Source organism: Candidatus Taylorbacteria bacterium (genome assembly GCA_039934295.1).
Taxonomy (GTDB): domain Bacteria; phylum Patescibacteriota; class Minisyncoccia; order Phycocordibacterales; family HO2-43-120; genus HO2-43-120.
Genome location: JBDTMN010000006.1, coordinates 15,704 through 37,117 on the forward strand (window position 1 = coordinate 15,704; position 21,414 = coordinate 37,117).

The following is a 21,414-nucleotide window of genomic DNA, read 5'->3' on the forward strand; positions in this document are numbered from 1 at the left end:
GGAAGGTCTCCCGCGATCAAGAGTGGGCAGGAAGCGGTAGGTTTATCTTCTTCGTTTGCTATTAAATTAATGAGGAAAGTATACAGATTTGAGTTGAAATGTAAACCCCGTTAGTGAATTTTGGCATGGTCCTCCTATTCCGCCCAAAGCGGATGATGCCAAAATCTACTACGAGGTAAAGATGACACAAAAAAAGACCGGACACTTGTGTCCGGGTGATATTCAGTGATGGAGAAACAACTTATCTCCTTCCCGCTTGAGGAACCAAAGGAGTAGAGCAATGGCACCTATCGTTACCACTGCAATCCATGGAGAAAGTTTAAAGAGCAAGTAAATTACGTATGCAATTGCATACAGTACTCCCACTAGAATAGCGAAGGAAAAAAAAGTAGCAAAAATGAGGCCGATGCAGATTGGAATCAGATACTTCTCAATCATCTCACAGTATCGCTCTCGCTCCTCTCGTTCTTGCGAGTACAGGTAATCATTCCATCTGTCAAGGGCTTCTGGGTCATTCTGAAGGTGTGTGGTCGAAGAGGTCGAATTGGGTGTGTTCATAATTCAATTTTTTTCAAAGCCATATTTACAGTACTCCTGCTTTTCTCACTAGTCAATTTCCTATCTCCCAACCTTTCTTTGGAAATTAGAAATTAGTAATTGGAAATTTCTTTTAGTATCTGTTATACTTTATGCATGATTATCACGTATCTCGGAGCGGAGTTTTTCAAAGTGCAATTCGGCGAGACCGTGATTGCCTTCAATCCTATTTCGAAGGAATCTAAATTTAAGCAATCGCGTTTTGGAGCAGACGTAGCCCTCGTCTCATTGAACGACAAAGATTTTAATGGCTTCGAGACGCTCGGATTCGGCGAAAAAAAACCTTTTGAAATTAGCGGCCCGGGCGAGTATGAAATCAAAGGAATTTTCATAAAAGGATTCAAGTCGGTGTCACACTATGGCGGAAGCAAAGGCAAAATCAATACGATTTATCTTCTCTCACTCGATGGAATCAGTTTATGCTTTCTTGGGGCGCTTGGGGGAGAGATTGACAAAGAAACGATGGAGAGTCTTGATGACATCGATATTCTTTTTACGCCCATCGGGGGGCAGGGAACGCTCGAGCCGAGCGCTTCGTATAAAATTGCCGTCAATTTGGAACCTAAGATTATCATTCCAATGCTCTATGATGAGAAAGGCGATGTCTTAAAGAAATTTCTGAAAGAAGGTGGAGAGGAGAAAGCGGAGCCACAGGACAAACTTACGATAAAGAAGAAAGATTTGGAGGGAAAGGAAGGGGAGATAGTGGTGCTTGCGCCGCAAGCATAAGAGCCCAATAATTGAATAACTGAATTTATGTCTACCCTGATAGAAAATTTAAAAGCGAAGCCGAAGAAAACGCGAAAAAGAATTGCTCTTGGGCTTTCGAGTCTGATAACCTTTGCAATATTTCTTTTCTGGATGGCAGCTTTGCCCTCCCGCGTTTCGCAAAGTTCTTATGCGGATGTGACGCCTTTTAAGAATTTACAGAGTAATGTGGCGGGTGTTGTCGGCGCTTTTCAGGACAGCTTCAAGGATTTAGGTGGCAAAACGCAAGATTAAACATACCAATATACGAATGAAGAAATATACTAATGGATACTAATAATTAAAGAAACTCTCTTCATTTCTCATTCGTTTTCATTTGTATATCGGTGTCAATTAGTATATTAGTATATTCAAAAAATGAAAGACAAACAAAAAACAAAAGACGCAGAACCGCTACTCCCGCGCCAGAGCATCATCTCTCGGAGCATCACCGCCGAGATGCGTGAGTCCTACCTCGACTATGCCATGTCGGTCATCACCTCGCGGGCGCTTCCCGATGTTCGAGACGGATTGAAACCTGTGCATAGGCGCATCTTGTTTGCCATGCACGAAAAAGGCCTCACTGCTTCGGCAAAATTTCGAAAATCAGCCGTGGTGGTCGGAGACGTTCTCGGTAACTACCATCCTCACGGAGACGTGTCGGTATATGACGCGATGGTAAAGATGGCACAGGACTTTGCTATGAGATACCCTCTTGTGTCTGGTCAAGGAAATTTTGGTAATGTCGACGGGGACTCTGCAGCTGCCATGCGATATACGGAAGCGAAAATGTCAAAAATTGCGAGCGAGCTCCTGAGGGATATCGAAAAAGAAACGGTAGAATGGAGAAGTAACTACGACAACACTCGAAAAGAGCCTACGGTGCTTCCGGCGGCAGTGCCCAATCTGCTTTTAAACGGCACTCTCGGTATTGCTGTCGGAATGGCAACCAACATTCCACCGCACAACTTGGGCGAAGTGGTGGACGCGACCTTAGCTTTGATTGAGGACAAAGACGCTACTCTGGAAGACCTTCTTCAACATGTGAAAGGTCCTGATTTTCCGACAGGAGGCATTATTTATGGACAGAAAGATATTCATCATGCGTACGCGAATGGCCGGGGCGGAGTAGTGGTAAGAGGCGAAGCTGAAATTGTCGAAAATTCGGGCAGTTCCTCCTCAATAATTATCACCTCGATTCCGTACCGTGTGAACAAAGCCGACCTCATCATGCACATTGCGGACTTGGTTCGGGAGAAAAAAATCGAGGGCATAAAGGGGCTCCGCGACGAGTCGACTGCCGACATGCGGATTGTCATTGACCTTAAAAACGGAGCGTATCCCCAGAACGTGCTGAACTACCTCTACGAACATTCTCAACTCGAAGAAACATTTCATTTCAACGTGGTGGCATTGGTCGCGGGCGTTCCTCAAACCCTTTCTCTGAAATCGATTCTTGAAGAATTTATTATCCATCGGGAAGTGGTGGTGCGTAAGCGGACTGAATTTGATTTGAAAAAAGCTCTGGAGCGGGAGCATATTCTTCTCGGGCTTAAGAAAGCTCTCGACCACATTGACAGAATCGTAAAGTTGATACGTGCGGCAAAAGATGTGCAGGAAGCTCATGCAGATTTGAAAAAAGAATTCAAATTCTCGGACATTCAGGCGACGGCTATTCTCGAAATGCGTCTTCAGAAGCTCGCCGGCCTTGAGCGCAAAAAAATCGAGGATGAACTTATGGTAACGCAGGCCCTCATCGGGTCTTTGAAAGAGTTGCTTGGCTCCGTGAAGAAAATCCGCGAAGTGATAGCTCGCGAGCTCAAAGAAATAAAAGAAAAATATTCGGACGACAGGAAGACCAAGGTGATAAAATCAAGTCCAAAAGATTTTTCACCCGAAGACGTTATTCCCGACACCGAGTCCGTGCTCGTGCTAACCGCGGGAGGCTATATCAAAAGGACAGAGCCAACCGAGTACAAAAGGCAGAAGCGCGGAGGCGTGGGGGTGGTGGACCTCGACACGAAGGAAGAGGATTTTGTCACTCATTTTCTGACAACGAATACCCACAGCGACCTACTTTTTTTCACCGACAAAGGCAAGGCGTATCAGATAAAAATGTATGATATTCCCGAAGGCAAGCGCGCCACAAAAGGGAAATCAATAATGAATTTTCTTTCACTTACCGCGGAAGAGAAAATCACCTCCATCCTGCCCATGCCAAAAGAGGTCAAGAAATCGGGCCTCTCACTTCTCATGCTCACCAAGGGAGGTATCGGCAAAAAAGTGCTTGGGGAGAGTTTTTACGATGTCCGCCGTTCGGGACTTATCGCAATCGGTCTATCAGACGGGGATGAACTTAAGTCGGTAAATTTTGTGGAAAAAGGCGACGACGCAATTGTGGCGACTTCGCTCGGTCAGTCAATCAGGTTCAAAGAATCCGATATTCGGGTAATGGGAAGAGGAGCTGGCGGAGTCCGCGCCATCAAGCTTAAAAAAGGGGATTCTCTCATCGGAGCCGATGTCATAAAGAAAGACTACAAAGAACCCGCGTTTCTTGTTATTTCCGAAAATGGATATGGAAAGAAAACCGATTTGTCCGAATACAAGACGCAAAATCGAGGAGGTTCGGGAATTAAAACGGCGAAAGTGACCGCAAAAACCGGTAAGCTCATCAGCTCAAAAGTGGTGGTGCCCAACGAGACCGAAGAGCTGGTGGCGATATCAAAAAAGAGTCAGGTCATCCGCGTCGCCATTCACGAAGTGCCTCTTCTCGGGCGTCAGACGCAAGGCGTTCGAATCATGAAGCTCCGCGAAGGCGACAATCTGGCAAGCGCAGTCAGCTTGTAAGCTTTTAGCTACTAGCTTTTAGCTATTAGCTTTTCTATAATACAGATGAACAAATTAATTTCTTAAAGCTAGAACCTAACAGCTAACAGCTTCAAGCTACCCATGTTCTCCGACCCCAAACACAACATTGAGCAATTAAATCTCGACCCGGGGATGGTTGTTGCAGACGTGGGCTCGGGCTCCGGCCATTATTCGCTGGAGGCCGCAAAAATTGTGGGCGATAAGGGAAAGGTATACGCCATTGACGTGCAAAAGGATTTGCTCGCGAGGCTCAAGTCGCACGCGGTAGCGGAGCACCTCCATAATATTGAAGTCATTTGGGGCAACGCGGAAAAGCCGGGCGGGACTCGAGTCAAGGACGCATTTGTCGATTTTGTATTCGTGTCAAATATTTTGTTTCAGGTTGAGGACAAGAAAACATTTGCCAAGGAAATCAAGCGGATTGTGAAGACGAACGGAAGAGTGCTGGTGGTTGACTGGGCGGATTCTTTTGGAGGCATGGGTCCGCAAAGGGAACACGTTGTCACGGAAGCGAAAGCCAAGGAACTCTTTCTGTCCGAAGGTTTGGCGTTTGAGCGAGGCATACAAGCCGGCGCGCACCACTACGGCCTCGTTTTCCGAAAACTGTAACGCGGAAGAATGTAACATGTAGCGTGTAACGCACGACGTCTGAAAATGCAATTTTCTTTTTCCTTTTACGTTACAAGTTACACGCTACACGTTACACATTCAAACAAGCTATACGTTTTTAATGTGAATGCGTTATAATAAGAAGGAATAAATAATAGTAACCACTTCTCAATCCCGATGGGTACCAAAACAAACACATTTCAAATTGTTCTCATCGGAGTTTTCGCGGCGTGCATCGTGATTGGAGTGATTGTGTTTTCTAAAGTTCGGGGCACGTCCGGTGTCGTTTTTTCACCCGTAACAATCTGGGGCACCATATCAAAGGAAGCCTTTGATAGTGTATATTCTGAAGTCAATCAGGCGAGAACAAAGAAGGAAGGAGCACTCAATGTAACGTACGTGCAAAAGGGCGAAGACAGTTTTGACCATGACTTCATAGAGGCGTTGGCCTCCGGAGTCGGTCCCGACGCCATCATTTTGGACCAGGGTATGTTGTTGAGGCATAAGGACAAAATTTTTCCTATTCCGTTTGAGAACTTTTCGCTCCGCGACTTCAAAGACGACTACATAGATGAATCCGAGCTCTTTGTGGACGACACGGGCATACTCGGACTCCCTTTCTTTATCGACCCGATGGTGATGTACTGGAACAGGGACACATTTGGCGGGAATGCGCTCGCTTCGCCTCCGCGACTGTGGACCGAATTTTTTGGATTGACGGAAAAACTTACGGAGAAGGACAGGAACAACAACATTTTGAGAAGCGCGGTCGCCTTCGGCGAATTTGTCAATGTGACAAACGCAAAAGATATTCTCTCCATGCTCTTTCTGCAGGCAGGCAATCCCATAACAAAAATAGATAATGGCAAGTTAAAAAGCTCTCTCAATAGTTCCACGTTTCTTTCCTCCGCCTCCGAGTCGGTGCTGACTTTTTATACAGAATTTTCCAATCCGTCAAAAGTATCTTATTCTTGGAATCGTTCGATGCCCGAATCGAAGAAGCTGTTTCTTGCAGGGGATTTAGCGCTCTACTTCGGGTTTGGAAGTGAGCTATCCGACCTGCGCGCGAAAAATCCCAACCTCAACTTTGACGTTGCTCCCGTGCCACAACCGAAGGATGCGAAGATTAAGGTAACGTTTGGAAGGATGTACGCGTTTGCAGTATTAAAATCCGCAAAAGATATTGCGGGAACATTTGGCTCTGTCTACGCTCTCGCTGACAAAAAGTTCCTTGTCCCTTGGGTTGCCAGAGAGAATGTTGCTCCGCCCCGACGCGATATGTTGAGCGAGAACCCGGGAAACGCGGATCTTAAAGTTTTTTACGATTCAGCCATAATGTCTCGGGGCTGGCTTGACCCGAATGTGGCGGAAACGTCGTTAATTTTCAAAGATTTAGTCGAGTCAATTTCATCCGGCAAGCTTCGAATTTCCGAAGCCATTTCTCGCGCGTCGCAGAATCTGGATAGTTTGATAGAGTGACGCAAAATACCGAGTGCATCGAGTATATTTTGCGTCATCCCCGCGGTGGTGGGATCTAGGAAAAATACCGAGCACAGCGACTACGTTTTATGTCATCCCCGCGGAGGCGGGGATCCAGACTAAAAAAATCAAAATGCAACAAGTAAAAAAAACAGAAAATAGTATGTATAAGAAAATGATTTTTCTCTTTGCTTTCGGGATTTTCTTTTTATCTCCGTTGTCCCTTGCCCATGCCCAATTTGACCCCAATGTTGTTTGTTTTATGGGAGGTGACTCAAAATGTCTGATTCCTTGCGACGGTGTCACTAAGGAATGCACTTTCGACTCCTTTGTTCAGCTCGTTCAAAACCTCATCAACTATCTCATCCTGCTTTCAATTCCTCTCTGCGCCATCGCTTTTGCCTGGGCGGGATTCCTCATAGTCACTTCAGGAGGGTCAGAAGAAAGGGTAACTCAAGGTAAGGCGATTTTCGGCAAAGTGCTCTGGGGATTTCTCTTCGTTCTCGGCGCGTGGCTTATCGTGTATACTATTACTACAGGTTTATTGCTCAATTCTTCTGATTATACGTTGTTAAAATAGCTTTATGAGGAAAACTTTTAAAAAATTGATATCGACAGGTTTAATAGTCGTCTCTATCTTTGCCTTTACTTCTGTTGCTTCCGCTCTTCCACCGTCAAATACTTCGGGGGGAAATTTTCCTTCTAACACGTCGGGGAGTAATACTCCTTCTAACACTTCAGGAAGCTCAGATTGCAACGGTCTCACTACTGGGACGGGCATTTCCAATCCGCTTAAAGGAGGCTGTAGTCTTTATAATCTCATCGAACTCGTAATAAATAACGTTGTTCTACCGATAGGTGGGGTGATTGTCGTTTTCTTCATTATTTATTCTGGGTATCTCTTGGTCGTTTCAGCTGGAAACGAAGAGAAGGTGAGTAAAGCCAAAAAAGCCATTACGTACACTCTCATCGGCGCGGCAATTCTTCTTGGGTCTTGGGTGATTTCGACCGCCATCAAAAATACAATCGAGCAAATTACCGTCACACCACAGGCAATCCCCAACAGATAACTAAATCAGATTCTGTCATCCCCGTGTAGACGGGTATCTCGATTAACCCTAGATTCTCGCTTTCACTAGAATGACACGTTCACTTCAATGACAAAAACAATCCTTAAAAAATCAGCCGTACTCCTCATGCTTCTTTTCTTTGTAGGTTCCTCGGTTTTGCCTTTTACCGCTGAAGCACAATGGGGAAGGTATTTGGGAGCCACATGTCCTAAGCCACCTAATAACTTCAAAGATTTCGTCTGCATTTCGATGGAGATTATTTCTCTCACAACGGTCTTTGCCGCTTCAAGCGCATTTCTGGCTTTCATTTGGGGATTGTCAAAGTTTATTTACGCTTCAGGCAATGAGGAAAAAGTGGCTGATGGGAAAATGATTATGAAATGGGGACTCATCGGATTGTTTTTTATGGTATCAATCTGGGGGGTCCTGTTTGCACTTACCACCGGCTTAGGTCTCGATTACGGTATACCCCTCCTGCCCCAAACCAATTTTATCAATTATTAGTGATTCCTTGTCATTCACGCGAAGGCGGGAATCTAGGTTGATCTGGATCCTCGCATTCGCGAGGATGACAGAATAGGAATTTTGTCACTTTTACTTTCCACTTTACACTTGCCTCCATGCACTTAAACTCCATTCAAGACGTCATCCAGCTTTTCATTGATTTTAATTTGAAGCTGTTGCTCCCAATAGCTTTTTCTCTCGGCCTTCTTTATTTCATGTGGAGAGGGTTAGTATACATTTTTCATTCAGACTCGGAGGAGAGCAAATCGGAAGGGCGGAGAATTCTCACCTGGGGGGTGATATCACTTTTTCTCATGGTGTCGGTCTGGGGAATCATAAAACTTTTTCAATCTGATATTTTTGGAATCCCCCCACCTTCAGAGGTTATCTTCTTTGAGCATTCCGGTCAATGAAGTTTGGCTTTTCGAAAAGAAAAAAGGCGAGAGGAGGATATTATCCAACTCTCGCCCGCCCTTAAAGGGCTGTTTGTCACCACACTCGGGTGAGCTCGATGACTACCTTCGCGGGTCTTGTGGGATCCGCAGAAGTGAATTTTAACCAGTCGTTCGTCCCAAAAGGTCCTAGTCGACCTGGGGTCCGATATACGACTGGATTGTCGAATGACTTTCCCGTAACCATGACACAACCTTCTTCCAGTTGGATGTCTTGGTTTGCGCGGTAGGCGGGCATGTTTACCCACGCTACCTGATCTGCCGATGTGAGGGTAAAGACGTTTGCTCCCTCCCTCACTTCGAAACGATTCATTCCGGGGTTGAGTAGTCGCTCGCCCCGTTGAATCGGTGTGCTCGGAGCCGTCTGAGTCGCTGTCGTCGAACTCGCTGTTCGAGACGCCCATGACCCGACTGCCTTCGTCGCGGATTTCGCTCCGCTAACGATGTTCGTCACCGCACTTGCGGTGTTTGACGCGACCCAATTCACTCCTCGTTCATCCGCAGTTACCTTTGGATTGTAGAACGAGACGAGGTTGACGAACGCAACGACGAGGGCAAGAACAAACAGAGGAGTTCCAATCCACTTGTTCTTCACCTGGTACAGTCCCAGTAGAACTAGGAACAGCAGTACCAGAAGAAACAATGGCAATGCACTTGGATTATTTCGCACTGGGACGATGCTCAGGAACAAGGAGGCTAGTGTCTGCCACAGCAGAACTCCTATCGCCAAGTTGGCATACAGGTCCCGCGACCTTGTAGCTGTTTGTCCTTCCGTCAACGTCTCTTTCTTCCTCATGAAGTGGACCGCGGGTATCCCCACAGGACTTAACAGGATGAAGAACCGGACGAAGTAGAATGCGCTCCATAGCCCCGCGCAAGCATTGATCCATAGCCATCCCTGTCCCGCCGTTGTGGCAAAGACGATGAATGGGATTGGAAGAAAGACTGCGAAGAAGAACTGTCTCCAGACGCCGTCTGCGTAACCGACTACTACTCTGGAAACGGGTTTTGCAACAAGTTTCCCAATTCTGTGACCGAGGAACACTAATCTCAATATTTTTTTCATACTTACCTTTCGTTTTTCGAAGTTTACGGGAAAATCCCTTTCAGGATACTCCGACCAATTTGCCCGACCCAATCGGGCTTCTTAGGTGGCTCCGTAGCCGCCTTGTCTGCTTGTGCCTTCTCGCATTTGACAACCATTTCTTCAATGGCATCGTTGACTGGCTCGAGAGCTTCTCCGACGCCGTCCAGGGCAGTCTTAACATGCTCCATGAAAGGCTTACCGGGTGGTTTTGGGGCTTCGGGTATCGGTTCCGGCCCCTCCAAGAGGACCTTTTCGACTTTTGCGAACAGGTCCCGCTCTATCAGAATGTCGGATGCAACCTTCGACTTCTCAGCCGATGGGGCAGTTTCCATCCTCATCCGTGCGCTTTCCAGAAACTTCTTCTTGGATTCCACGAATGCTTCAAGAGCTTTTGAATCACGTTCCGTCACTTTAGGGGTTGCTGGCGTCTCGGAATCTTTTCCCCGGAGGCGCCGACCAAAAGTTTTGATCCAGTCAGAAGCTTTCTGCAAAGCGACTTTCGTCGGTTCACCAAACTTCTGTGCCGCATCTTCGATTGTTGCCGAAATGACACCGATCACCGATCCGCATACCCAGCTTTTCAGCCAGCTATCCTTCGGCAACCGTTTTTTTAGTCTGTCGGCGACTGCTTCAGCGGACTCGTCGAAAATCGGGTCCAGAATTGAGACTATCTCATTCCAAGCTGATTCCGGGATGAGACTCTTGAAATTCGCAAAGATGCGTTGAATTACGCCCTTTGCTTCGGCTTTACCGCCATCTGTAGGTGTTGGTTTGGTTTTGTCTGCCATAATTTTGTCCCAGTTTGTTTTCCGTAATTAAGTTGTCAAAGATCGAATCGGCGCGATGTGCGCTGACTTTCCTTGATGAACTTGCTAGTGTAGAGTATAGCATAGAAAGCCCCTAATGTCAATACAAATGGGTGCTTTCAAGCTAGCAAGAAACTCCATGTTTTAAGCCATAAAAAACCCGTCTCACTGTCTTTTTTTTTGAAACTGTGGTAATTTTTAGGTATGAAAATTCTTAAGGACTTTAGTAAAATCAACAAAAATGATTCTGCCATCGCTGGGGGAAAGGGGGCATCGCTGGGTGAAATGACATCCGTCTTCGCTAAAGCTACGACGGGACAAGCAAGCTGGTATAATCCGGTTCCACCCGGCTTTGTTTTGCTCGCAAATGCGTTTGAGAGATTCCTGGAGGAGACAGATTTGAATGTTGAAATCGATACTATTCTTCACACAGTTCAACATAGGGAAATTCATACGGTGGATTCGGCGTCGGAGAAGATTCAGGCGCTAGTAAAAGGCGCGAAGATGCCAGAGGACATTGCGAAGGAAATTAAATCGTCATTCAAAAAATTAGGCGCCAAGTTTGTCGCCGTGCGTTCATCGGCGACCGCCGAAGACTCCACGGAAGCGGCATGGGCGGGGCAGTTGGACAGCTACCTGAATACGACGGAGAAAAACGTTCTCGAAAAGGTCCAGCACTGCTGGGCATCACTTTTTACACCGCGCGCGATTTTTTATCGTTTCGAGCTTCACGATAAGAATCGTGGCACGGATCAAACGCGGAACAACACACGGATTCATACGAAACTAGAAAAGGTTTCAGTAGCTGTGGTAATACAGAAGATGGTTGAGTCGGAAGTGTCTGGCATTGCTTTTTCAGTGCACCCGGTAACCCAAGACTACAATCAGCTCATTATTGAGGCTGGTCTTGGACTCGGTGAAGCAATCGTTTCCGGCCAAATAACACCCGATTCCTACGTCGTCGAAAAAAATCCCCGCCGCATCATCGACAAAAACATCTCGACCCAAGAGCGCGGTTTATTCCGAGCTTCACTTTATCCAAGTAAAGTGAAGCTTGGTAGCCATGCCCAAAACGAGTGGCTTGATATTCCAAAAGAAAAAGGTGGCTTACAAAAACTTTCGGACAAACAAATTCTCGAGCTTTCCGAGCTTGTCCTCAAAATAGAAAAACACTATGGCTTCCCCTGCGACATCGAATGGGCGTTCGCACTCGGCAAATTCTACATCACCCAGTCCCGCCCGATTACGACTCTCGCCCCTAAACCGAAAACTCCCGATTCAAAGGCGGAGAAAAAAGGCGAGACGAAGGAGGCAGTGTGGGTGGAAAATTTCTCTGCGGACGCCTGCGGTTACGAGCTTGTTTCTGCCTTTTTGGAATTTGGTATGTGGGACTTTCAGAGGATTATTTTTGGAAAAAAATCTCCTCTTGTTATTAGCGACTGTTTTATTGATTGCAAGGGCATTGCAGTTGCGGGTTTCTACCCAGAAAATCAAATTCGAGAAATTATAGATCGCCTCATGAATCTCATCTACTCTCGTCCTCAAAAAATCCAAAAAAATCATAAAGAGTCATACGTTATTAACGACAAGTACGTGGCATATGCCAAAAAATGTTTTTCAAAAAACTTTAAAGCTCTGACCAATGGGCAATTATCAAAACTCTTCATCGATCTTATCGTCTGGCAGGAGAAAGCTCATCAGCATTCTCTTGGGAGCACTTGGTATGTTGATTCCCACGGAGGCACGTTCGCAAACTCGGTGCTTGAAAAAACGAAAGCTTTGGTCACATTGAATAACTCAAAACTGAACCCCGCGGAAGTCTTCACAACGCTGACCACACCAGAGGCACCGAGCTCGGGACTTCAGGAAGAGCTCGAATCGCTTGGAATTTTAGAAAAGATCAACGCCGATAAAAAGGTAAAAGCAATTTTCCGAAATCTCAAGGATTATTCAAAAATACCCGAGGAGCTTCAAGCATCCATGAAAAATGCCATTTCCAATCATCATGAGAAATGGCAATGGATTCCGTTTGGATACATGGGACCCGCGTACGGAGTGGATTATTATCTTGCCGTCTGGGCGGGTCTTATCCGGGAAAATCTTGATGTCAAGAAAACAATCGAGAAGCTAAGAAATCGACCGAAAGAAATCAAATCAAAAAAAAGAGAGCTTATAAAAGAACTCACAATTCCAAAAGATTTACAAAGGATCTATGAGCTTGCCGCGGATATCACATTTCTTAAGGGATATAGGAAGGATTCCTCTTATTTCGGCTTTTTTGTATTGGAAAAAATATTCAGAGAAATAAGCAAACGACTAGGCTTGAGCATTCTTGAGACCCATTTACTCCTACATACGGAGATTAGAGATTTATTGATGAAAAACAGGAAAGCGGATAAGAAGGAAATCGAAAGGCGGAAAAAACATGCAGTCATTATTTTGAAAGACGGAAAGCTTGTCGTTCTCTCGGGAGAAAAAGCGGATGAATTCATGAAACTGAAAAAAATTAAAAAGGAGGTCTTTGAGTCCGGAGCCGATTCATTCAAAGGTACCTGCGCTTGTGCCGGATACGCAAAGGGGATGGTAAAAATTGTTAATAAACCCGATGAAATGCATAAAATGAACCAGGGAGATATCATGGTTTCTCACACGACATTTCCTTCGCTTGTTCCCGCGATGAAGAAAGCTTCCGCCATTGTTACTGAAGATGGGGGAATCACATGCCACGCGGCAATTGTTGCGCGAGAGCTCGGGACTCCTTGTGTAACAGGCATCAAAGTGGCAACACAAGTTTTTAAAGATGGAGACGAAATAGAGGTCAAGGCCGATGACGGTATAGTAAGAAGAATTCAAAAAAAGAAATAATGAAAATACCATACAAAAAAGAATGGCATTTATTTGAAAGAGAAGATTATGCAAATTATCTCTTTGTAACGGCCACGTGGGAGGCATATCCTATTCTTGGGCCAAAATGGGGATTTAAAACTCCAAGATATCTAGGGGCGGAGTATATTAATTCTGCCTGTAACCTTTTTGCTTTGAAAGGCGAGACCGATGAGGCCAATAAGTTTAATTTTGGTCTGTTGCTGAAAAAACCAATTTTGTGGGACGACGTCCATCTATTAAATGTGAATAATTCAAACAAACTTTTTGATTTTGGCCGAAAGACTCTTTTGAGAGACTCGACAAAATTATCTGATGAAAAACTCGCTAATATAGTGGATGAGTTTAATGGATGGCAGATAGCTGTTCACGAACCCCGTGGAATGATGTGGATGCTTGAGACCCCAGATAACATCGTAACTGAGTATCTCATGAAATATTTGAGTCTGCAGAAAATTCAGGTAAATGCGAAGACCTCTTTTTCTGAGGCATTTCAGATGCTTATTGCAGTAGCCAAGCCAAGTCTTTGGAGTGAGGAAAGAATGAATTTGGCGAAAATTGGCCTAATTAATAATAGAAAAAAAAGAAATATCGCATTGGGGATTCACGCTCGAAAATCTGAATGGCTTGAATATGGTTTGCAAGGGAAAATTCTCGATCTTCAATATTTTACGAAAGAACTGGAGAAAATAATGTCGGAAGATCCAAGAAAAGTGATAAAAAATATCAAGCAGGAATTTACTTCACTAAAGAAGAAGCAGTTGGAAATTCAGAGAGAGTACAAAATTAATTCAGTTCACAAACGAGTTTTTAAAATTGTTCGTGATTCGAACTACGCCCGTCTTTACAGTAAATATTCTCAATTTTTTGGCTACTATGCGATGGAGGGTGTCTACAGTGAAATCGGCAAGAGGGCTGGATTGTCACTTGAGCAGATAAGATTTCTTGGACATGATGATTTCCGAAGAGTCTTAATTGAAAAGAAGGATTTCTCACAAGTTACTCTTGAGCGGATGAAGTACAGCCTTCATATCACTGACGGCAAAGGCCATACGGAGTATTTCTTTGGTGATGAAGCAAGAAAAGTGAGAGCAAGAATGAAATTCAAAGAGATTGAACATAAGTTGTCAGATGAAGGGAACAATACGCTAAGAGGACAGAGCGCATATAATGGAAAAGTACAAGGGCGCGTGAAAGTCATAAATCTTATTACTGAACTTGGAAAAATTCACCACGGAAATATTCTTGTCTCACATATGACAAATCCAGACATTGTCCCTGCAATGAAAATGGCCCGAGCAATAGTTACCGATCTTGGAGGAATTACCTGTCATGCTGCAATTGTTGCAAGAGAGCTGAAGAAGCCCTGTATCATAGGCACAAAAATCGCGACGAAGGTTTTGAAAGACGGCGACATGATCGAGGTAGATGCCGATAATGGAATTGTTAGAATAATTAAATAAATCCTTACATACTCTAGTATGTAAGGATGTTTTTTGGGACCAACTATTTGTTTAAATGAATTTGCTTGACTACGTCAACGAGTTTGAGAAGTTCCTTACTCGCTGTGACCTTATATTTTTTTTGTATATGCAGATTCTTGAAGGCATCGGGAAGTTTTCTAAGCTCGCTCTCAAGTCTTACTTTGATTTCATCGAGATTATCTATTTTTATCAGGGCTTTGCCCTTGCTTACCACTTCTTTCAATAATGCCTCCCCAAGATTTTCATTTTCTAATCCGATAATGTCTCCGGCCATCTTGCCTTGCTTGTACGTTCTGAAAACCTGCTTCCTTCCCGGGTAACTTTCTTTTCCCTTTGTAAGTTTTGCCTTGAGCTCAATTTCTCCGTTTTGATGCGTGAGCTCAGCCATTTTGTAAACTGCTTCAAGTTTAGGACTGTCGATAACATTTCCAACTGCCGTTCCGCAGAAGTAGAGATCAATCGGCGTCTTTCTTTTTACCATTTTGTCCACAATGTACTCGTCCAAGTTGCTCATAACCTGTATGCCTATTTTTTTTAGTCCCGCCTTGTCCAATTTATTTCTTGCCCATCTCGCCCGCTTTTCTATGTCACCCGAGTCAATAGTAATCATAAGTTTTGCCATGCCGAAATCGGTGACTTTTCTCGCCTCCTCAATAAAAATCTTCAGGCCATTTTCAATCTCATAGGTGTCAATCATGACAAATACCGAATCACATTTTTTTAGAATGTTGTCGAAAAAATATCGAAAAGCTTCACGCTCGGAGCCGAATGATTTAATGAATGCGTGATTAATGTTTGCCCCAATTTTCCCCGAAGGTTTGTATTGAGGAAATTTTTTATAAAAAAGGGGAGTATATTGCGGACTGCCCAAAATATAGGCCTCTCGAATGTTCCAGAGTCCCTGCTCAAAGCCGGGCAGGCGGACAACCGTTCCGGACATGTATTTATCATTTCCGGTTGCCATTTTGACCCTCGTCATTTTCGTGAGTAGTCTTACGGGATAGCTCAAAACGTTCATCATAAAAGCAGTCAGAATATTAGCTTCTCCGAGCGGAGCGGTAATGCGGATAATCGGCTCTCCTGGAAAAAAGATTGTGCCATCGAGCATGGCGAAAACGCTCCCTGTGAATTTGAAATTGCGGTAATACTTTTCGACCTCTGGAGAATCAATGAGGCCTATCTCCTTCATAATCCTAATTCCTTCTTCGTCGAATCTATAGTGAGTGAGAATGTCGATAAACCGCTCAAGACCGTTCATCACATAAAAGCTCCATGGGGAAGCAAGTTCTCGAACAACGAGGTCGTACGTCGCGGTATCGTTTACAATTCCTCGCTTGATCCACGTCAAATTGCCCACGAAAATATTGTTGTATTCGAGGAGGGGAATGTCGGTTTCGTCGATTTGGTACGTTTTAAGCATGGGTGCGGCTATGTTGGCCGAGGTAAGAATAATTATGTCCGAGAACGCACTGCTTTGTCAAATAAAAAAAGAACCGAACGCGCGTTCGGCTCCTGTGACTATTGATGAAAGCTTCTCATGACCCAGTCGGCGGCCCTAAGAGGAGTTTCGACGACCCGGATGAAAGGTTCGACTTCCTGGGGAAGCCATCCCCATCCTCGAAAAGTGGAGAGCATTGTCTCTCCCCACGGTCCTTTTGAGTCTGGGGGACAGAGAAGCGCGGCACGCTTTTCAATCCCATTTTTGAGCCAGCGTTTTGCCATCAGGTTGACGTAGGTGAGGAACTCAACTCCCGTACCCTGGCTTCCTTCGGCTCCGAATACGAAATCGTCCGCCTCCAAGAGATGCCCGAGACGCGCCCCGAATGCGACTTCATCAGATAGCTTCGTGTTCGAGTTTATGGCATTTTTACGACTGAGGAGGAACTGCTGAAGAGTGTCGCAATTCACTTGCTTCGTGAGGAAGTCATTTCCGGGCATCCCCCACAATGTGAAGCCGGTGCATGTTCCGCCAGCTTCCGTCGCTCCCAATGCCGGCGCCTCCATTCCGGAGCCCCCATAAGCACCGGTATAAATGTGAATTCCCCTCATAGCGAGGATTGCCGCCGTTTCTGACATGGCCCCGTACACGACTTCTCCTTTCTTCCCGCTCCCACTTCCGCAGAACGCCACAGTTTTATTATCTTCCACAACTGTCCTTTCGTTTGGCCACCACTGGCCGTGTTTTTGGTTTTACCGATTTGTACTGAGTCGCATTATACAATTACACTATACATAAGTCAACTTCTATTTATATTGACATTCATTAGTATATTATTATAATAGGCATGTTACACACTAATATAGAATAACTATGACTCAAAAAGTTATACAAATTGGAAGTTCAGCGGGTATCACGATACCTAAAAAATCACTTAAGGAACTTGGTCTCAAAATCGGAGACGATGTGCGTGTGGACGTTGATCCAAAAAAAAGGAAAGTAGTAATTGAAGTGGGTGATTCTCCACAGTCGGAAGTTGTTGAATGGACGGATTTGTTCATTCATAGATACAGCAAGGCGTTAAAAGCGTTGGCAAATAAATAATTCATGATCCGTTATCTGACTTCTGAGGAAGTTCTTATTATTCATGCGAGAATTGTTGATGCGACAGGTGGTTTGCATGGTGTTCGAGATATTTCTCGAATCGCTTCAATGATTGAGAGGCCAAAGCAGCAATTTGGCGGGGAGGATTTGTACCCGACATTGTTCCTGAAGTCCGCAGTGTATTTTGAGGTTTCGGCATATCACCATCCGTTTGTTGATGGCAACAAGCGAACAGCTATTGCCCTCGGTGCGCGATTTCTGTTCCTAAACGGATATGATTTAGCAACGACTGACGAAAATCTTGAGGAGTTTGTAATTGAATGTGTCATAAAAAAGAATGATTTACAAGTGATTGCCAAATGGTTCGAAAAACATTCACGGAAAATTTTGAGGAGGAAGAAAAGTTGAAGTGTGTTGAATTTCCCTATATACTTTGTGGATATGAAATACGATATAAAAGACATCGGACTTGCGGAGGAAGGCAAAAGGCGAATTGATTGGGCGGAAAGAGACATGCCCGTTTTGAGGCAGATTAAAAAAAGATTTCAGAAAGAAAAACCGTTAAAGGGCGTGCGTGTCGCGGCGTGTCTTCATGTGACTTCGGAGACGGCGAACCTGATGATAGCTCTTAAGGCCGGCGGAGCGGAGGTTACGCTCTGCGCTTCAAATCCCCTTTCAACGCAGGATGATGTTGCGGCCTCGCTTGTTCATCACGAGAAAATTTCTGTTTTTGCCACTCACGGCGAGAACAACGAAACCTATTTTAAGCACGTGAATTCCGCGCTCGACCTCGTGCCCCACATCACCATGGATGACGGAGCGGACCTTGTGAGCGAACTTCATAAAGGCAGGCGCGAACTTATAAAGAATATGAAGGGAGGCACGGAAGAAACGACGACCGGAGTCATCCGCCTTCGGGCTCTTGCCAAAGAAGGCAAACTTGCGTTTCCTGTTCTTGCCGTGAATGACGCAAAAACGAAGCACATGTTTGACAATCGCTACGGCACAGGCCAAAGCACAATTGACGGCATCATACGGGCAACGAATCGCCTTATCGCGGGGTCTACGTTTGTTGTTGCGGGGTATGGATGGTGCGGAAAAGGGGTGGCAATGCGAGCCCGCGGACTCGGAGCAAGTGTCATCGTGACGGAAATAGACGGAGTGAAAGCGCTTGAGGCGCACATGGAGGGCTTTCGAGTGATGCCAATTCGAGAGGCGGCAAAGGAGGCGGATTTTATCGTCACTTTGACGGGGGATATCGATGTGGTAAATGGAGAAGTCTTCAAGGTTATCAAGGATGGGTGCGTTGTCGCAAACTCCGGGCATTTTAATAACGAAATAAATATAAAAGATTTGGAAAAGCTTACGCGCAAAAAAACCGTTCTCAAACCGAATGTTGTGGAATACGTTTTGTCCGACGGGAGACGAGTGTACTTACTTTCCGAAGGGCGACTCGTGAATTTGGCATCTGCCGAAGGTCATCCCGCCTCGGTGATGGACATGAGCTTTGCGAATCAGGCGCTCGGCGCGGAATATATTTTGAAAAATGCCGACAAACTTGCTAAAAACGTGCATGTCATTCCTCGAGATGTTGATGATAAAATTGCCGGTCTTAAACTGGAGGCTCTTGGCGTAAAAATCGATGCTCTCACCGCGAAACAAAAAAAGTATTTGGAGAGCTGGGAAGAAGGGACGGAATAGCTGTTAGCTGTTAGGTGTTAGCTGTTAGGTGATTTTTCTGCCAGAAAAATCATGTCGAAAATTTTACAATAGCCGAGCTATTGTAAAATTTTCGACTTAAAAAAAAGAATGGAAAAAAAGGAAAATAAAATTCTGGTGGTTGGGTCGGTGGCGTTTGACGTGATTTTTGAATTGACGAGTGCGATACGGGAGCAGGTAAGTGTCGAAGGAGGAAAAGCGGGGAAGCAGAATCTCATGTTTACCGCGAAGGGCAAAGAGCAGTTTTTTGGAGGCACGGCAGGGAACATCAGTTATGGGCTGGGGATTTTGGGGGCAAAACCTTTACTTTTTTCAGTTGCGGGGAAAGATTTCGCGCAGGATTATGAAAAACATCTCCGCAAGGTTGGAGTAGATGTAAAAGTGAAGATTATTTCCGAAGGGTGGACGGGAGTGTACTATGGAATGACGGATACTCTAGGAGAGCAAGTTGGTGTGTGGCAACCGAACGCATACGGTGAGCACATCGGTAAAACTCATCTTGAAGCGACAATCAATTCAGATGAACTCAAAGAAGTGGAGGTAGCTATTTTTTCTCCCGGGACGCCGGAGAGTACCCTGATGCATATGAAGGAATTTCGCGAGCTCAACAAAAAGGCGAGGATGATTTTTGACCCGGGGCAGAGCTTGATGGCGCTCTATCACAAATCGCAATTTGCCCAGGCGCTAAAAATAGCCGATATTTTTATTTCAAACGATATTGAAATTTTGCACGCGAAAAACCATTTTGGTTTTGCGCTTGAAGAAACTCTTCGCGAGGGCAAAGTAGTGATTGAAACAAAGGGAGAAAGGGGGAGCATCATATTTCAAGATGGAAAAGAACCCTCTCTCATCCCCGTCTTCAAACCGAAAAAAATGGTTGACCCGACGGGCGCTGGAGACGCATACCGAGCCGGACTTTTATTCGGACTCTCACAAGGGCTCTCACTTCGTGAGTCGGCGATTAGTGGAGCGAAAGTGGCAACAAGATGTATTGAAAAAAGGGGAGCACAGGGATATAAGTAAATTCGAAATATTTTTAGCCGAAAAAGTGATATTATTCCTTTTCAATTAAATATAAAAAGAGCATACTGTACATGCATAAATTAAACGCATGAAAAAAATTCTCAGTAAAATTGCAATAATTTTTTCTGTTTTGGCTGTACTTATTCTAATATTGCTAGTAATTATCTTGTTTCTCCCTTCAGTATTAAGTCTTTTCTCAAAAGATATTGACCCTCCAGATGTCTCGGATATTCAAGTAAAGATTCTTGCTATAAATACAGAAAATAATAGCTATTTCGACTTAATTAAAATTGATAAAAATATTTATATACCGGAAGACAAGATGCTGATCTTAAACTATGCACAGGGCGAATCGTGGAATGACGAGGTTGTTGCGGATTTACTGTCAAAAAACAGCGAAGCGCTTTCCTATTTTACGGATGCTTCAATAAGGAGCGCTTATCAGGACATGACAATAGATCCTGCAACATTTTCGGCGAATACCATCTTGCCACCGATGTCTAGCTGGAGGACAGCATCGCAACTAAGTTCTATCAAGGCTCGCTATTTGGCCAAGCAAGGAAAGACTACCGAAGCCATTGAGGAAGCGTTTAAATCGCTTGCCGTTGGACATCAAATTCAAAACTCCCAGTCTCCTCTCATTGAATATCTAGTATCACTCGCTTTAAAAAATCTTGCGCTTCAGACGATGCAAAGTATCATCACTGATAATAAATTGTCTACGGCAGAGATTACCAAAATCATTCCCAAAATAGATTTATATTTGGATAATGGAGAAGGACTGAAAAATGCATTTAAGTTGGAAGGTATGATGGGTAGTCGCGAATTGGACTCAATTGCTTACGTGTCAAATAAGACGATGGAAGAGATTGTTAATAATCTAACCGCTGATGGCGCAGAAAAAGATTCGCTCGGTATTCTCACTGTCGGTCGAAATAAGAACTATTATTTTAAGGTTAATAAAACTAAACAAATTGCTGCCGAATATGTTCGTAATCAAGTAAAAAATGTGGATGAGACTTGTGAAGTCTCTCTTCGTCCGCGGAATGAAGAGAAACTTGTTACTGACCTGTCTCCCACAAGTCTTTACTTTTCGGAAAATGCAATAGGAAAAATAATGCATGATACAGTAATGCTTGGTTTAAATGGAGTGTTTGAGAAGAGGTGCGAAGAGAATTTCAGACTTTCTTCCACAAAGTTACTTTTTGCAATCAAAGCGTATAAAAATGATAGAGGGGAACTTCCCCCAGTACTCGCGGATCTTACTCCAATTTACATTGATTCAATACCAAAAGATCCGTATGACGGAGAAGATGTTAGATATGATATAAATAAGAAGATTATTTATTCAGTCGGTAAGAATGGAAAAGATCTAGGAGGTAGTGATGATGTGGATTGGAATAAATCCGAGAATCCGTCAGTAAAAATTGGTTTTTAGAGTGGCGATAAGTAATACGGATTTGGTCCAATTATTAAATGTAATTAAGAGTGCCTTTTTTTACTGTTTCCGCTAAAATCTATTACCTCGGAACTAAGAACTCATT

20 protein-coding genes and 1 pseudogene are annotated in these 21,414 nt (G+C 44.5%); 16 read left to right on the forward strand and 5 right to left on the reverse strand.

All coding sequences use genetic code 11. The annotated features are described in order from the left end of the window. Window positions 1-222: 222 nt before the first annotated feature. Window positions 223-558 carry a hypothetical protein gene (locus ABI430_02415; protein ID MEO8637730.1) on the reverse strand — a complete coding sequence of 112 codons (336 nt, stop codon included), beginning with the start codon at window positions 556-558 and terminating at the stop codon, window positions 223-225. Between the two features lie 135 nt (window positions 559-693). Between ABI430_02415 and ABI430_02420 the strand changes: the two genes are divergently transcribed. From ABI430_02420 to ABI430_02460, 9 genes are all read left to right on the forward strand, one after another. Beyond that, window positions 694-1,326, forward strand: coding sequence for an MBL fold metallo-hydrolase (locus ABI430_02420; GenBank protein ID MEO8637731.1), 633 nt, complete (start codon window positions 694-696; stop codon window positions 1,324-1,326). 27 nt (window positions 1,327-1,353) lie between these two features. Beyond that, window positions 1,354-1,599 carry a hypothetical protein gene (locus tag ABI430_02425; protein ID MEO8637732.1) on the forward strand — a complete coding sequence of 82 codons (246 nt, stop codon included), beginning with the start codon at window positions 1,354-1,356 and terminating at the stop codon, window positions 1,597-1,599. A gap of 123 nt (window positions 1,600-1,722) precedes the next feature. Beyond that, a complete protein-coding gene (gyrA, locus tag ABI430_02430) occupies window positions 1,723-4,191 on the forward strand; it encodes a DNA gyrase subunit A (GenBank protein ID MEO8637733.1) in 2,469 nt (822 codons plus the stop codon). Between the two features lie 102 nt (window positions 4,192-4,293). Further along, on the forward strand, window positions 4,294-4,821 hold the full coding sequence (locus tag ABI430_02435) for a methyltransferase domain-containing protein (protein MEO8637734.1): 528 nt from the start codon (window positions 4,294-4,296) through the stop codon (window positions 4,819-4,821). A 177-nt stretch (window positions 4,822-4,998) separates the two neighbouring features. Then, a complete protein-coding gene (locus tag ABI430_02440) occupies window positions 4,999-6,300 on the forward strand; it encodes an extracellular solute-binding protein (protein ID MEO8637735.1) in 1,302 nt (433 codons plus the stop codon). A 133-nt stretch (window positions 6,301-6,433) separates the two neighbouring features. Then, window positions 6,434-6,880, forward strand: a complete 447-nt coding sequence (locus tag ABI430_02445) for a pilin (GenBank protein MEO8637736.1) — start codon at window positions 6,434-6,436, stop codon at window positions 6,878-6,880. 4 nt (window positions 6,881-6,884) lie between these two features. Beyond that, window positions 6,885-7,370: a pilin gene (locus ABI430_02450; GenBank protein ID MEO8637737.1), complete on the forward strand. Its 486-nt coding sequence runs from the start codon at window positions 6,885-6,887 to the stop codon at window positions 7,368-7,370. Between the two features lie 87 nt (window positions 7,371-7,457). Next, the gene (locus tag ABI430_02455; protein MEO8637738.1) at window positions 7,458-7,874 is read left to right on the forward strand and encodes a hypothetical protein; all 417 of its coding nucleotides are present in this window, start codon (window positions 7,458-7,460) and stop codon (window positions 7,872-7,874) included. 116 nt (window positions 7,875-7,990) lie between these two features. Beyond that, window positions 7,991-8,287: a hypothetical protein gene (locus tag ABI430_02460; GenBank protein ID MEO8637739.1), complete on the forward strand. Its 297-nt coding sequence runs from the start codon at window positions 7,991-7,993 to the stop codon at window positions 8,285-8,287. Window positions 8,288-8,363: 76 nt separating this feature from the next. Here the strand turns inward: ABI430_02460 and ABI430_02465 are convergent, their stop codons facing one another. Together ABI430_02465 and ABI430_02470 are read right to left on the reverse strand one after the other, a co-directional pair. Further along, window positions 8,364-9,392 carry a hypothetical protein gene (locus ABI430_02465; protein ID MEO8637740.1) on the reverse strand — a complete coding sequence of 343 codons (1,029 nt, stop codon included), beginning with the start codon at window positions 9,390-9,392 and terminating at the stop codon, window positions 8,364-8,366. A gap of 23 nt (window positions 9,393-9,415) precedes the next feature. Further along, complete coding sequence (locus ABI430_02470) at window positions 9,416-10,201, reverse strand: hypothetical protein (GenBank protein MEO8637741.1); 786 nt, start codon at window positions 10,199-10,201, stop codon at window positions 9,416-9,418. A gap of 222 nt (window positions 10,202-10,423) precedes the next feature. Here ABI430_02470 and ABI430_02475 point away from each other — a divergent pair, with 222 nt between their 5' ends. Together ABI430_02475 and ABI430_02480 are read left to right on the forward strand one after the other, a co-directional pair. Next, on the forward strand, window positions 10,424-13,084 hold the full coding sequence (locus ABI430_02475; protein MEO8637742.1) for a PEP/pyruvate-binding domain-containing protein: 2,661 nt from the start codon (window positions 10,424-10,426) through the stop codon (window positions 13,082-13,084). Between the two features lie 1,202 nt (window positions 13,085-14,286). Further along, window positions 14,287-14,550: pseudogene (locus ABI430_02480) on the forward strand (PEP-utilizing enzyme). 58 nt (window positions 14,551-14,608) lie between these two features. Here ABI430_02480 and ABI430_02485 read toward each other — a convergent pair. Both ABI430_02485 and ABI430_02490 read right to left on the reverse strand, forming a co-directional pair. Beyond that, complete coding sequence (locus ABI430_02485; protein MEO8637743.1) at window positions 14,609-16,006, reverse strand: hypothetical protein; 1,398 nt, start codon at window positions 16,004-16,006, stop codon at window positions 14,609-14,611. A gap of 98 nt (window positions 16,007-16,104) precedes the next feature. After that, window positions 16,105-16,734, reverse strand: coding sequence for a hypothetical protein (locus ABI430_02490; protein MEO8637744.1), 630 nt, complete (start codon window positions 16,732-16,734; stop codon window positions 16,105-16,107). A 163-nt stretch (window positions 16,735-16,897) separates the two neighbouring features. Here ABI430_02490 and ABI430_02495 point away from each other — a divergent pair, with 163 nt between their 5' ends. The 5 genes from ABI430_02495 to ABI430_02515 all read left to right on the forward strand — a co-directional run bounded on the left by ABI430_02495 (window position 16,898) and on the right by ABI430_02515 (window position 21,308). Further along, the gene (locus ABI430_02495; protein ID MEO8637745.1) at window positions 16,898-17,128 is read left to right on the forward strand and encodes an AbrB/MazE/SpoVT family DNA-binding domain-containing protein; all 231 of its coding nucleotides are present in this window, start codon (window positions 16,898-16,900) and stop codon (window positions 17,126-17,128) included. Window positions 17,129-17,131: 3 nt separating this feature from the next. Continuing rightward, a complete protein-coding gene (locus ABI430_02500; GenBank protein MEO8637746.1) occupies window positions 17,132-17,536 on the forward strand; it encodes a type II toxin-antitoxin system death-on-curing family toxin in 405 nt (134 codons plus the stop codon). Window positions 17,537-17,569: 33 nt separating this feature from the next. Beyond that, window positions 17,570-18,829, forward strand: coding sequence for an adenosylhomocysteinase (gene ahcY / locus ABI430_02505; GenBank protein MEO8637747.1), 1,260 nt, complete (start codon window positions 17,570-17,572; stop codon window positions 18,827-18,829). A 108-nt stretch (window positions 18,830-18,937) separates the two neighbouring features. Next, window positions 18,938-19,870 carry a PfkB family carbohydrate kinase gene (locus ABI430_02510; GenBank protein MEO8637748.1) on the forward strand — a complete coding sequence of 311 codons (933 nt, stop codon included), beginning with the start codon at window positions 18,938-18,940 and terminating at the stop codon, window positions 19,868-19,870. Between the two features lie 88 nt (window positions 19,871-19,958). Continuing rightward, complete coding sequence (locus tag ABI430_02515; GenBank protein MEO8637749.1) at window positions 19,959-21,308, forward strand: hypothetical protein; 1,350 nt, start codon at window positions 19,959-19,961, stop codon at window positions 21,306-21,308. The last annotated feature ends 106 nt before the right edge of the window (window positions 21,309-21,414 follow it).